Source organism: Yokenella regensburgei ATCC 49455, assembly GCF_000735455.1.
In the GTDB taxonomy this organism is placed as follows: Bacteria; Pseudomonadota; Gammaproteobacteria; order Enterobacterales; family Enterobacteriaceae; genus Yokenella; species Yokenella regensburgei.
The window spans coordinates 1-272 of record NZ_JMPS01000057.1; the positions used below are offsets into that span (position 1 = coordinate 1).

At 63.2% G+C, this 272-nt stretch carries 1 protein-coding gene; it reads left to right on the top strand.

From position 1 onward, the window contains the following. Positions 1 to 272, top strand: a 272-nt coding sequence (locus tag GYRE_RS14345) for a pyridoxal-phosphate dependent enzyme (protein WP_038256169.1), incomplete at both ends; no start/stop codon positions are given.

Here is a 272-nt window from a genome sequence, read left to right on the forward strand (position 1 = left end):
ACATCGACAACGTGCGCACAGCGCTGCGCGTTAGCGACCGGGAAGCCTTCACCACCGCCCGCGAGCTTCTGCAGGTGGAAGGCATTCTGGCTGGCTCCTCAAGCGGCACCCTGCTGGCGGCGGCGCTGCGCTACTGCCGTGCACAAACCACGCCTAAGCGGGTGGTGACCTTTGCCTGCGACAGCGGTAACAAGTACCTGTCGAAGATGTTTAACGACGACTGGATGCGCCAGCAGGGCCTGCTCAACCGGGCAAAGCACGGTGATCTGAGC